Annotated in this window: 11 protein-coding genes; 8 read left to right on the forward strand and 3 right to left on the reverse strand. The window is 51.1% G+C overall.

Annotated elements, in window-relative coordinates:
- Positions 1-172: 172 nt before the first annotated feature.
- Both ung and Q8W32_RS16240 read left to right on the forward strand, forming a co-directional pair.
- Complete coding sequence (ung, locus tag Q8W32_RS16235) at positions 173-877, forward strand: uracil-DNA glycosylase (RefSeq protein ID WP_370693696.1); 705 nt, start codon at positions 173-175, stop codon at positions 875-877.
- Between the two features lie 242 nt (positions 878-1,119).
- Positions 1,120-2,142 carry a quinone-dependent dihydroorotate dehydrogenase gene (locus Q8W32_RS16240; RefSeq protein ID WP_303432299.1) on the forward strand — a complete coding sequence of 341 codons (1,023 nt, stop codon included), beginning with the start codon at positions 1,120-1,122 and terminating at the stop codon, positions 2,140-2,142.
- A gap of 127 nt (positions 2,143-2,269) precedes the next feature.
- Here Q8W32_RS16240 and rmf read toward each other — a convergent pair whose 3' ends face one another.
- A complete protein-coding gene (rmf, locus tag Q8W32_RS16245; RefSeq protein ID WP_303432301.1) occupies positions 2,270-2,467 on the reverse strand; it encodes a ribosome modulation factor in 198 nt (65 codons plus the stop codon).
- Positions 2,468-2,645: 178 nt separating this feature from the next.
- On the opposite strand from rmf, the gene rlmKL reads away from it, so the two are divergent.
- Positions 2,646-4,847, forward strand: a complete 2,202-nt coding sequence (gene rlmKL / locus Q8W32_RS16250; RefSeq protein ID WP_305415648.1) for a bifunctional 23S rRNA (guanine(2069)-N(7))-methyltransferase RlmK/23S rRNA (guanine(2445)-N(2))-methyltransferase RlmL — start codon at positions 2,646-2,648, stop codon at positions 4,845-4,847.
- Between the two features lie 161 nt (positions 4,848-5,008).
- On the opposite strand, the gene Q8W32_RS16255 is transcribed toward rlmKL, so the two are convergent.
- Positions 5,009-5,314 (reverse strand): antibiotic biosynthesis monooxygenase, encoded by a 306-nt coding sequence (locus Q8W32_RS16255; protein WP_303432303.1) that lies wholly within the window; start codon positions 5,312-5,314, stop codon positions 5,009-5,011.
- A gap of 562 nt (positions 5,315-5,876) precedes the next feature.
- On the opposite strand from Q8W32_RS16255, the gene Q8W32_RS16260 reads away from it, so the two are divergent.
- The 3 genes from Q8W32_RS16260 to cowN all read left to right on the forward strand — a co-directional run bounded on the left by Q8W32_RS16260 (position 5,877) and on the right by cowN (position 8,146).
- On the forward strand, positions 5,877-7,040 hold the full coding sequence (locus Q8W32_RS16260) for a PilT/PilU family type 4a pilus ATPase (RefSeq protein WP_303432304.1): 1,164 nt from the start codon (positions 5,877-5,879) through the stop codon (positions 7,038-7,040).
- Positions 7,024-7,686 (forward strand): Crp/Fnr family transcriptional regulator, encoded by a 663-nt coding sequence (locus Q8W32_RS16265; RefSeq protein ID WP_303432306.1) that lies wholly within the window; start codon positions 7,024-7,026, stop codon positions 7,684-7,686. Before Q8W32_RS16260 ends, Q8W32_RS16265 begins: the two co-directional genes overlap by 17 nt.
- A 127-nt stretch (positions 7,687-7,813) precedes the next feature.
- Positions 7,814-8,146 (forward strand): N(2)-fixation sustaining protein CowN, encoded by a 333-nt coding sequence (gene cowN / locus Q8W32_RS16270; RefSeq protein WP_305415645.1) that lies wholly within the window; start codon positions 7,814-7,816, stop codon positions 8,144-8,146.
- An 80-nt stretch (positions 8,147-8,226) separates the two neighbouring features.
- Here the strand turns inward: cowN and pgm are convergent, their stop codons facing one another.
- Complete coding sequence (gene pgm / locus Q8W32_RS16275; RefSeq protein WP_303432308.1) at positions 8,227-9,873, reverse strand: phosphoglucomutase (alpha-D-glucose-1,6-bisphosphate-dependent); 1,647 nt, start codon at positions 9,871-9,873, stop codon at positions 8,227-8,229.
- A gap of 210 nt (positions 9,874-10,083) precedes the next feature.
- Here pgm and Q8W32_RS16280 point away from each other — a divergent pair, with 210 nt between their 5' ends.
- Positions 10,084-11,226, forward strand: a complete 1,143-nt coding sequence (locus tag Q8W32_RS16280) for a DNA alkylation repair protein (RefSeq protein WP_305415646.1) — start codon at positions 10,084-10,086, stop codon at positions 11,224-11,226.
- Positions 11,227-11,469: 243 nt separating this feature from the next.
- On the forward strand, positions 11,470-12,891 hold the full coding sequence (locus Q8W32_RS16285) for a 2Fe-2S iron-sulfur cluster-binding protein (RefSeq protein WP_305415647.1): 1,422 nt from the start codon (positions 11,470-11,472) through the stop codon (positions 12,889-12,891).
- The last annotated feature ends 60 nt before the right edge of the window (positions 12,892-12,951 follow it).

Genomic DNA, 12,951 nt, shown 5'->3' on the forward strand with positions numbered 1-12,951 from the left:
GAGTAGGTCATCGTCAAGCTCTTAAACGAAATCCCCCGTCCTGTTATGCAGGGCGGGGTTTTTTTATGCCTGTGAGAAAGCAAGGACGGACATGGATGGTTAGACGATTATATGCTGCAAACAGGAGCCAAGAGAGTTGAGTTTATCGATAACGATAGGCTAACCTTTCGCTATAATTCTTGCTGAAATGAGATTGTTTATGTCTAAAGCTGGTGCTCTTGATTCATCGTGGCAGCAAGTACTCGGTGATGAGCTGAATCAACCTTATATGCGTCAGCTACGTGAGTTTTTGGCGATGGAAAAAGCGGCTGGTAAAGTCATTTTTCCACAGGGGCCTCTTATTTTTAACGCATTTAATCACACACCGTTTGAACAAGTACGTGTCGTGATTATTGGCCAGGATCCTTACCATGGCCCTGGGCAGGCTCATGGACTGAGTTTTTCCGTGCAAAGCGGTACCCGTATTCCTCCTTCTCTGGCAAATATTTTCAAAGAGATGGAAGCTGATCTTGGTATCAGGATGAGTGGTAGTGGCGACCTGACTCCTTGGGCAGATCAAGGAGTCTTATTGCTGAATGCTACACTGACGGTTGAGCAAGCCAGAGCCGGCTCCCACCAGAAAAAAGGCTGGGAGCGCTTTACAGATACTGTTATTCAACGATTGAATGAACAGCGGGATGGTTTGGTCTTTGTGCTTTGGGGCAGTTATGCCCAGAAAAAAGGTGCGATGATAGATCAGAACAAGCACCTGGTTCTGAAGTCTGTGCACCCTTCACCGCTATCAGCCCATCGTGGTTTTTTTGGCCAGAAGCCATTTTCACGTATCAACCAATATCTTGTCAGTCGGGGACAGCCGCCTATTCAATGGCAATTGTGACTGTTCAGGTATGCCATATTGGCTTTATAGCTGGTCAATATCGGCAACCATCCTTGCCTGAAACCCTTTCGTCATTTTCGCTTGTCCAGAACGAAAGCTCAAGTTACAGCGCATTGTTGGGCTGAGTGACGTATAATTATTACCATTTTCCAACTCCTTCGGTACAGCCAGGTTCAGAGTCAGCAAGGCATGATGATGACTCTGGTTTTGACCGTGTTGAGATTTTGTCTACGAGGTTTGATATGGATTGGTACGGTGCCTTCCGCCCATTGTTATTCAGATTGAACGCTGAAACTGCCCATGAACTCAGCCTGGATTTGCTGGGTGCGGCAGAAAGGCTGAAAGTGTTGTCATGGATGATACCGGAGGTGAAAAATGACCCTGTGACGGTTGCAGGGATCGAATTTCCTAATCCGGTTGGTTTGGCAGCAGGCCTGGATAAAAATGGCGATTATATCGATGCGATGGCGCAGCTTGGTTTCGGTTTTATTGAAATCGGCACCACCACTCCTCGGCCACAACCGGGAAATCTGAAACCTCGGCTGTTCCGTATACCAGAGCGCCAGGCGATCATTAATCGTATGGGCTTTAACAATAAAGGGGTTGATTACCTGGTTGATCGGGTCAAGGCGGCCCGTTTTCAGGGGGTATTGGGCATTAATATCGGCAAGAACTTTGATACGCCAGTAGAAAATGCGGTCGATGATTATCTGATTTGTCTGGAAAAAGTGTATCCGTATGCGACTTATATTACGGTAAATATCTCCTCTCCCAACACTCCGGGGTTGCGAACCCTGCAATACGGTGATGCCCTGAAAGAGCTGCTGCAACCGCTGAAAGAGAGGCAAAAGGTGCTGTCAGAATCTTTTGGCTACAAGCCGATTTTTGTCAAAATTGCACCGGATATGAATACCGACGAAGTGGCACTGGTCGCCAATTCATTGGTGGATTGCGGTATGGATGGCGTGATTGCGACGAATACCACACTGGATCGTACTGGTGTGGAAGGCTGCCTGCATGCAAATGAGCAAGGCGGCTTGAGTGGCGCGCCATTGGAAGAAAAAGCCACAGAAATGCTGGAAAACCTGACCAAAGCATTGGATGGCCGAATTCCGGTTATTGGTGTGGGTGGTATTACTGATGGGGCTGGCGCGATTGACAAGATCAAGGCGGGTGCCCAGCTGGTACAGATTTACAGCGGCTTTATTTATCGTGGCCCGGAGCTGATTTGCGAAGCCGTTGAAGCGGTAGCCAATAGCCAGTAATCGGTCGATTACCCGTTCGGTAACGATCAGCTAGAGATATGAGGCCCCGCTTTTGGGGCCTACCTCCCGGGTGAGGAGGTTTGGGGTATGGGCGGCCTACGGCCTGAAGTTCGGAGTTGTTAAGTGGTCAAACGACCATACGATGAATACCAGAAACGCCTGTATAACCATCCCAGTGGTCTGATCGACCTGAACGCCAACCGGATAACCAAGCATCTCTCATCGGTCCTTCTGGCGGCGCCAGATCTTTGGAACGACGTTCAACACCGGCTCGATAGCCGCGGGAAAAAGCTCGTTCTTGCAGATCGCGTTTCTGTTTTTTCATACGATGCATCCTCGCTTATTAAACAAATATCGCTGCTGGTCGTTCTGTTCAAGACGATCTCCCTCAGCGACGTCTACAGTTGTAGCGCGTTGAGGGTGGGTTTGTTAACGAATATATTTCTATAAAATGACAACCTCTTGTAGCCACAGGCTATTTGAAGGAATAGGCCAATTTGACTATGACAAATTCTGATTCATCCACGGTTTTCCAGTGGCTGGCTACTTGCAGTACAGGTATTGAATCTCTCTTATCCAATGAAATCAAAGAGTTGGGTGGAGAAGTAGAGCGTGAAACCCACTTGGGGGTGCACTGGAAAGGAGACCTGGAGACGGCCTATCGGGTCTGTTTATGGTCTCGATTGGCGAGCCGTATATTATTACCGGTACATGAAAGTCAGGTCAGCAATGTCGACCAAGTATATGAAGAAACGCGCCAGGTTGACTGGACGCAGGTTTTTTCACCGTCCTCGACCTTCCGGATCGACTTCCATGGTCGCACAGACTTTATCAATAACACCCAGTTTGGTGCCCAGAAAATCAAGGATGCCATTGTCGATCGCTTTCGTCTGGATACTGGCACGCGTCCCAATGTCGACAAGCATGGTGATGTGAGGATTGAAGCTCAGCTGCGTAAAGGCAAGCTGGCCCTGTATTACAACTTCAGTGGTTCGGGCATGCACCGCCGTGGCTACCGCTTGCAACCAGGTCTGGCGCCATTAAAAGAGACGTTAGCGTCAGCCTTGCTGATCCGGGCCGGTTGGCCAGCGCTGGCAGCAGCAGGTAAACATTTGGTTGATCCTATGTGTGGCTCAGGCACCTTGCTGATTGAAGCAGGATTAATGGCTGCTGATATTGCGCCTGGTCTGAATCGGCAGCAGCATGGATTTGAGCACTGGCGTGGTCATGATCGTAAAGTGTGGCTGTCACTGGTTGATGAGGCCCGCTTACGTCGCACAGCCGGTTTGGAAGCTGTGCGCAGTCGCTTTTATGGTTTTGACAATGATGCCCGACAGTTGGAAGCAGCCGCTGCCAACGTATCGCGCTCTGGTCTGGAAGGCCATATCCACCTGGAACGTCGCTCGATTGAGCAGTTGCGGGTCAGTCATGAAGTGATTGCCGATGGCGGCATGGTGATCTGTAACCCTCCGTACGGAGAACGCTTGAGCGAGCTGCCACAACTGTCGCCACTCTATAAACAGTTTCATGATGCCACCATGCAGATGCCGGAATGGAAGCTGGCGGTATTTACAGGCAATACTGATCTGTCACGAGTTATCAGACGACCGTTAGATAAGCAATATAACTTGCTGAATGGCCAGATCGAAACCAAGTTACTGGTATTCGGTGCCGCAGATGAACGTTCATCACGGCCACAAACCTCGATGATTCGTGGTCCGGTGGAAGCATTCGCCAATCGTTTGAAGAAAAACCTCAAGCCGGTACAAAAATGGGCCAAACGTGAGTCCATTTCTTCCTATCGGGTGTATGATCAGGATTTGCCGGAATACGCTGTTGCCATCGACTGGTATCTGGATGCTTCCAAAGGCCCAGAGGAAGGAGCGGCATGGCTGCATGTACAGGAATATGTGCCGCCAAAAACCATTGAAGAAGCCAAGGCCGAACGGCGCTTGCTGGATGTTCTGGCCGTCTTGCCAGAAATTACAGGCATTGCTGCGGACCAGATTGTACTGAAACGTCGTGAGCGCCAGAGTGGTAAACGCCAGTATGAAAAGCGTTCCACCAACGGGGTGATCCGTCACCGCTTTCCGACGCTGGAAGGTCGGGTCAAGGTATGGGTAAATCTGAAAGATTATCTTGATACCGGACTGTTTCTGGATCACCGTCCCACTCGCTTGGACATTGCCAAGCGCGCAGCTGCGCAGCCAGGAATGTCGTTTCTTAATCTGTTCTGTTACACCGCGACCGCCAGCGTTCATGCGGCAGAAGCGGGCGCAGCCTGCACCAGTGTGGATATGTCACGGACTTACCTGGGTTGGGGGAAAGAGAACTTCGACCTGAATGGTCTGGATAGTAGCCAACATGCTTTTGTTCAGGCAGACGTGTTGCAATGGCTGGGTGATTGCTCGCAACAATACGATCTGATCTTTATGGATCCACCGACCTTTTCCAACTCCAAACGCATGGAAGGGGTGCTGGATATCCAGCGTGATCACGTGGGCTTGATTCAGCAGGCAGTCGCTTGCCTCAAACCGGGGGGAACGCTGGTTTTTTCGACGAATATGCGCAAGTTCACCATGGAAGATCAGGCGTTACCGGGGCTCACGATCCGCAATGTAAGTAAATGGTCTGTGCCATTTGATTATTCACGTCGGCCAAATATCCATCATTGCTTCCATATCCAGGTTGCCGAACCGTCCTGATGGTGGCGTCTCTGTACTATCTATCTATGGCTGAAATGATAAAAATTGTCAGTTTGTTCGACGTTATGATTCTGTCGTGATTGTCCATAAAAAAGGCGCTGTTTGCGCCTTTTTTGTTTCTGCTACAACAGTAGCCAACACTGTTATAACCATGGCTACTGTTACAGCACCGCCTCAAAACACTCCAGCTGCGGCGGGCCCATATAGATATCCTTACGAGCGCCACCGGCGTTGGCGTGTGCCTTGCGGAAGGCTTCAGACTGGGTCCAGTCTTCAAAGGCCTGGCGTGACTCCCATACGGAGTGGGAAGCAAACAATGTCTGTTCTTCGCTGGTTTTGCCTTGCAGCAAATGGAAGGAGACAAAGCCGGGGACGGTGTCGAGGAAGGTGTCACGATTTTTCCAGATATCGATAAAGTCTTGCTCACAGCCGGGTTTGATGCGGAAGCGGTTCATGGCGATGTACATGGTGTTCTCCATAAAAAATGATGCAATGAATCACCGTGATAATACCTGCAGGATTGCTGTCGTTAATAGTCGTGATTGCCAGATGCATAGCTGCACGCCACTGTTTGTGGAGGCATATCGTGCGGTAATGATCGATTGATTGTGATTTGTATCACATTCGGCATGGCTGGGCTGACACCTGGGTCAGCTCTCATAATACAGTCATGGCCTATTGCCAAGTCGCTGTAAGCTAAAGGGGATATCTATTTAGTCCGGTGCTTACTCTGGGCCAACGGATGGTTTCGAATCACGAAGCCGACTTGCAGGCCTGACGGGTCAAGTCAAACGTCGGCGACACCGGGTCGAGATCATCCGGCAGCCCCCGAAGGGCGCGGGTTGCCGCCGTCCAGTGCGGTGTTGACGAATTTGAAAAGGACTCGTCATTTCGCTGCATTCGTCGCCTTGCCCTGAACAACGGCAACACTCGCGCAGAGCCGTGCAGGGTTAAATAAGATGTCCCCTAAAGGAAAAACTTGCAGCTCCGTTGTTTGTATATGTATCGATTGCAGGAGATAAACGTTCTATGAGTATGGAAGCCTGGCTGAATATTTTGTCCCATAAAGACGGGTCTGATTTGTATCTCAGTACCGGGGCACCACCTTGCGCCAAGTTTCAGGGGCAATTGCGGCCATTGTCGAAGGAATCACTTGGCCCGGGCGAAGTGGAGGCTATTGCCAACTCGTTGATGACAGAGGCGCAGCAGAAAGAATTTGCTGAAGAAATGGAAATGAATCTGGCGATTTCAAACAGTGCCGGACGTTTCCGTATCAATATTTTCAAGCAACGCCACGAAGTCTCGATTGTGGCGCGAAATATCAATACCGAGATTCCCAATCTCGACAAACTGAAATTGCCTCCCATTTTGAAGGACGTCGTGTTATCAAAACGGGGTCTTATCCTGTTTGTCGGCGGTACCGGTTCGGGTAAATCGACTTCTTTGGCGGCACTGATTGATCACCGTAATGCCAGTGCTGGCGGTCATATCATCACGATTGAAGACCCGGTCGAGTTTGTTCACAAGCACAAAAAATGTATTGTGAATCAGCGTGAAGTCGGCACCGACACCAAAAGTTTCCATGCGGCGCTAAAAAACACCTTGCGCCAGGCCCCGGATGTGATTTTGATTGGTGAGATTCGTGACCGCGAAACCATGGAACATGCGTTAGCTTTTGCAGAAACCGGCCATTTGGCGATTTCGACCCTGCATGCCAACAACGCCAACCAGGCGTTGGAGCGGATTATCAATATGTTTCCGGAAGAGCGACGTCCACAGTTATTGATGGGGCTAGGGCAAAACTTGCGGGCATTTGTATCACAGCGATTGATTCCGACTGCCGATGGCAAGCGTTGTGCTGCTGTCGAAGTGATGCTGGGTACCAAGACTATTGAAGACATGATCATGCGTGGTGATTTTCCAAGCATTAAAGAAGTTATGGAGAAATCCGAAAACCTGGGCATGCAGACCTTTGATGGGGCGATGTTCAAATTATACCGCGAAGGCCGAATTACCCTGGATGACGCCTTGAAAAATGCCGACTCTCCCAACAACCTGCGTTTGCGGATCAAGCTGGCAGAAAGCGGCGGCACTATGGTAAGCGACCAGAGCACAGGTGCCGATGGCAAACCGGCGATGGAATTCAGTTTGATGGAAGACAAGGCTCCGGAAGACGGTGACAGCGAACTTTGATGGCCATGGGCCTCACACACATGCCAATCATCCAGGCTCTGGTATGGAGTCTGACTGGCTGCAGCGATTACCTGCCGGACGGCAAAATCTCTACGACACCGGAGAGATGATCTGCCGTCCGGGGATGGCTCATAACCGGATTTTTATGTTAAACAGCGGCAGTGCCCGAATCTGCCTTTCAGCAGAGCACCGGGAGCTGACGCTGGGCTGTCTCAAGCCGGGCAGTATTTACGTGACTCATACCCGCGCCTGGGTCGAATCTCTGGAACCCACCAGCATCACCAGCTGGCCTATCGAGCAGCTCACCTTGTTGATTGTGGAAGCACCGGAAATTGCCATTACCGCAATGCGGGAAATCGGGAAGATGCTGCAACAGGCAACGACTCTGATTGAAGACCTGGCATTCCGGTCAGTGGAATCCCGCTTGGCCCGTTATCTGTTACTGGAAGAAAGTACCCAGCAGTGCCAGACCATTCAATTAACCGGGCAAACCGAACTGTTAGCCAGCCTGCTAGGCACATCGCGTCAGACCTTGTCGACATTATTGAACCGGATGATTCGTGATGGTCTGGTGGCACGTCCGGATCGCCAGCACCTGATTTTACTGGATACGCAGCGTTTACAGCAGTTGGCGAGTGTATCCTGATCCAGACTGGCCATGGCGTGCCTGCAAGTTCATTAATGCATCTGCTTCCACACTGTCAGCTGGCTGACAGAATCGTTCAGGCCCAACGATTACCTTGTGATCTGGTTCACTTGATAATGAGATCACTATGAATAGTCCAGATACTTGCACCACCTTACCGCATTCTGCCAATCCGCCTGGTAGCGACTCCCGGGATCGTTATGTCAGCTTCTGTGGTATCGATTGTGATGGTAATGCCAATCGGCTGGTTTCCATGCTGGAAAACCATTTGGCAAATGACCATGGCGATATGCGCTGGAAAACATACTTCGAACAAAAACGTGCACAACAAGCGGCGATGAATCAGGATAATCTGTATTTTATCGGCGCCCAAATGAACAGCTTGTACAGCTATCTGGAGAGCTGTGAGGACGAAGAAGTGCTGTCATTGTTGTGGCAGTTGGAGCAGGAGTGTTGTTAATGGAGAGAAGTAACGGCAGCTTGCGAGGCAAACTGCCGTTATCTGTCTGAGCCTGAACGGCAACAGACAAATCGATGATGTTAGCCCAGTACGGAATTTACCAGTGCCTTGGCATCGGCTTCCAGCAGATCGATATGTGCTTCGGACACGAAGCTTTCCAGATAGATCTTGTAGACATTCTCGGTACCGGAAGGACGTGCAGCAAACCAGCCGTTGGCGGTTTCTACTTTCAGGCCACCAATCGGTGCACCATTACCGGGGGCTGTTGTGAGAATACGGGTAATGGCATCTCCCGCCAGAGTATCTCCCTGAACAGCGTCGGCACTCAGTGAAGACAATACGGCTTTTTGTTCAGCGGCACAGGGTACATCAATACGTTTGTAGTAAGGGCGGCCGTAGCGAGCAACCTGCTCTTCGTACAACTGTTGCGGGTCTTTGCCTGTTACAGCCAGAATTTCAGCCGCCAGCAGAGCCATGATGATACCGTCTTTATCGGTCGTCCAGACGCTGCCGTCTTTGCGCAAGAACGATGCCCCGGCACTTTCTTCACCGCCAAAGGCCATTTCACCCTTGAACATGCCTTCTACATACCATTTGAAGCCTACCGGCACTTCGCACAGTTCACGTTCCAGACCATTCACGACCCGGTCAATCATGGCAGAAGACACCAGTGTCTTGCCGAATTTCACCGTTTGTGGCCAGTCAGGACGATGGGTTGCCAGGTATTCAATCGCAACGGCCAGGTAGGCATTCGGATTCATCAAGCCAGACGAAGGACAGACAATACCGTGACGGTCGTAATCCGGATCGTTACCGACCGAGATATCAAACTGGTCTTTCATCGCCAACAGGTTGGTCATGGCGTATGGCGAGGAGCAATCCATACGGATACGACCGTCTTTATCCAGAGACATAAAGCTGAAAGTCGGGTCAATGGCTTCGTTGACGACGGTAATGTCGAGGTTGTATTTCCTCGCAATGGGTTCCCAGAAATGCAGTCCGGAACCGCCCATTGGGTCCACACCAATCCGGATACCCGCTTTGGCAATCGCAGCCATATCCACGACATTGCCCAGATCGTTGACATAGTGGCCGATATAGTCGAAATCCTCGACCAGCTTACTTTCGTTGGCGTCTTCTGCGGGGACCCACTCAACCTCATCCAGATCGTTGGCCAGCAGTTCGTTGGCACGGTTGGCAATCCAGCTGGTGATATCAGTATCTGCCGGGCCACCCATGGCAGGGTTGTATTTGATGCCGCCATCTTCCGGTGGATTGTGAGAAGGGGTGATCACAATGCCATCCGCCATATCATCGGGGTCGGCATCCTGATTATGGGTCAGGATTGCGTGTGAAATAACCGGCGTGGGCGTGTAGCCGTCGCCATCCTGAATACGTACACGGACATCATTGGCGACCAGTACTTCCATGGCGGTACCAAACGCCGCTTCCGACAGGGCATGCGTGTCTTTACCCAAATAGAGTGGGCCTTTGACACCGGCTTCCGCCCGGTATTCGGCAATGGCCTGACAAACGGCGGCGATATGATTTTCGTTAAACGTGGTATTAAACGCAGAACCGCGATGGCCGGAAGTCCCAAAGGCAACTTGTTGCTCTGGGTTATTCACGATGTCTGGTTGCTGGCGGTAGTAAGCTGCCATCAGGGCAGGTACGTTAACCAGGCTGGCGCGTGGTGCGACTTTTCCGGCATCCGGGTGAATAGCCATAATTTCGATCCTTCCTTCTCGTTAGTATGCTGCTGTTATGCTGCTGGATAATTGTGACAGATGCAATTATTCGCAAGGTTATCAAGTGACTATTGCTGTGACCAATACAGTCTTTATTAATTAATGGCGGGATGTCTTCTGCCACCTCATGGTTGTGTGATCGCTGTTTCGGGGCGATCTGGATACAACCAACCGGGAGTAACCCATTGTATGGCTGAACCACTGAAAAACCGTTACGGATTGGAAGTTGCTGATGTGTTGGCGCAACAGATTGATAGCGTCTGGCCAGACTTCGATACAACGGCCTTTATGAAACAGGTGTCAGAGGGGTATGACGCACTGGAATTGATGGCGCGGGGACAACATATTGCGGATGTCTTGCAGCAGCACTTACCCGCAGAGTATGACGTGGCACTTGATATTCTGATGCGCTCTGTCGGAGCGCCATTAGCCGATGAGCGCAGTTTTTCCATGGCGGCATTTTACTATCTGCCACATACCTGTTTTGTCGCATCGTATGGGCTGCAGCAATTGGATATATCCATGGCTGCCCTGTATCAGCTGACGCAACGGTTTACGGCCGAATTCAGCATTCGGGCCTTTATCCAGCAATGGCCGGTGGAGACGATGGCATATTTGCAGCGTTGGTGTGATGACCCGAACCATCATGTCAGAAGACTGGTTTCGGAAGGTACCCGGCCCCGTTTGCCATGGGCTGGTCGATTGCCAGCCTTTCAGCGTGATCCAGCCCCGGTGCTGGCACTGCTGGAACAACTCAAGGATGACCCGGAGCTGTACGTCCGACGCTCTGTGGCGAATAACCTCAACGATATTGGCAAAGATCACCCGGAATTACTGGTGGATGTTTGTCGTCGCTGGATGCAGGGAGCGTCCGGGGAGCGGCGCTGGATTGTGCGGCATGCGCTACGCTCAGCCGTCAAGCGCTGTGATGCGGATGCCTTGGCGGTACTGGGATTTGACACAGAACAGCGCGTCCAGGTAACGCAAGGTGGCATCCAGCCTGCTGCTGTCACGATCGGGGAAGCGGTGGAGTTACACGCGACCTTGTTATTACCGTCCAGTGCCGGTAAGCCTTTGTCTGTGATGGTCGATTTTCGAGTGCATTACGTCAAAGCCAGTGGCCGCACCTCAGCCAAGGTGTTCAAACTGAAGCAACTGACATTAATGCCTGGTCAGGCGATAACCTTGGGCAAGTCGTTGTCCCTGGCAGAACGCAGCACTCGGCGTCATTACCCTGGCAGCCACCATATTGAGTTGTTAGTGAATGGTACCGCCTTTCCACTGGGAGTATTTGAGCTTTGTGGCGCTGATCATGTGGCTGCTGAACCTTGATTGTTGGTGATTTATATCTGAACCTTTTGACTTGTTCTCTGCTGGCAGATAGGTTCCCTGTATCGTGATACTCACAATGCTTATATGGCTGGTACATCCATTTGTCCGTTATGCCATAACGCTGGAGAGTGAGAGCCATTTGTCATTGGTCCGCTGCTAGAAAGTGACCCTTTTTTGTGCTGTATTGTATTTCTCCCGGGATTGTTCACCAGATGCCTGCCAGACAGGAAACAAGAGTACACCATGCCAAAAGTCCGTTATCAGGGACGTACTTTTTACGTAAAGCAGGATGAAACCGTTCTGTCAGGTTTGCTGCGCCAAGGTGTTGAACTGGAACACGCTTGCCGGGCAGGAGTCTGTAATGCTTGCCTTGTTCGGGCAAGCGGATTTGATGCTGAACAGGAAAGCTTGAAAACCGGCAACCTGGCTGCCGAGCTGGTGGAGAGCGGGCACTTTTTGTCTTGCAAAACCCGAATCAAAGGTTCAATAGAACTGCTCGATCCTGGCCCGGTGGATATGTTTACCCTGGCCCGGCCAGCATTGACGGGCCTTGTTGTTGGCAAACGCTGGTTGGGCGATGGCATAGTACAGCTACGTATCCAGCCGTCAGAAGAGATGTCCTATCAGGCTGGACAATTTGTCTGGCTCTATCATCCGGATGGTCAGGCACGGCCATATTCCATGGCCGCTTCGCCACAGCGCAGCCCGTTGTTGGAATTTCATATCCGTCGTCATTGCCAGGGGCATGTCAGCCGTTGGCTCGCAGACGAACTGAAGGTCGGGATGAGTGTGCCGCTCAGTCTGGCAGATGGCGATTGTTCTCTGGAAGATAACATGCACCGCGTGGTGATGATTGCCTTCGGGATTGGTTTGGCACCGATGGCCGCTATCAGCCAACAGATTCTGGACCGTCATCAATATAGCCGTGGTGAGGGCCGTGTGGGTCATGCAGTGAGTGGACACTTGCTTCATATCGCCCGGGATAAAAGCAGCCTGTATGGCGAAGCCGAAAATTCCGGATTGGTGGATGAGATACAAGCCAGTAACGTACTGGACTACACGGGTCTGACAGGCCGCAGTGATCTGTTGGCGACTCTGGCCTCACTGAACATTCGTTATGGGGATGCGCACTGGTTTTTATGTGGTGGCTCAGAAGCGGTATATCAAACACGGAACGAGTTATTACGGCTGGGTGTTTCCTCGGAGCGAATGCGCTTTGATCCATTTGAAAGTCAGCCGGTGCGGGCATCAACCAATAACAACAATGATGAACGCCTGTCGGACGAGCTGGAGCCACAACCGGAACTGTGGGCCTGGCTTGATGCGCATGATCGGCTAGCCGTGATCACGAATGATTTTTACCAGCGGATGTTGGGCGATCCGATGTTATCTCCTTATTTTGGTATCCATACGGCGCGATGGGATTCCAGAGACACAATTGCCGCTTTTTATCAGTACCTCTTTACTGGAAAAAACACGGCATTGGGTGATCAACCACTCAGGGACCAACACTGGATGGTTCATGCCGATGAGTTGTTTGACTATCAAATGACCTTGATGGAACAAACGCTGAAACAACACCGGATGCCGGGTTTGCTTATCACTATCTGGATGAGCTATGAGATGTTTTTTCGCGATTATGTCCTTAAGGGGACATCTATTTAATCCGGTGCTCACTCTGGGCTACCGGATGGTTTCGAATCACGAAGCCGACTTGCAGGCCTG

Source organism: Oceanobacter sp. 3_MG-2023, assembly GCF_030688925.1.
GTDB lineage: Bacteria > Pseudomonadota > Gammaproteobacteria > Pseudomonadales > Oceanobacteraceae > Oceanobacter.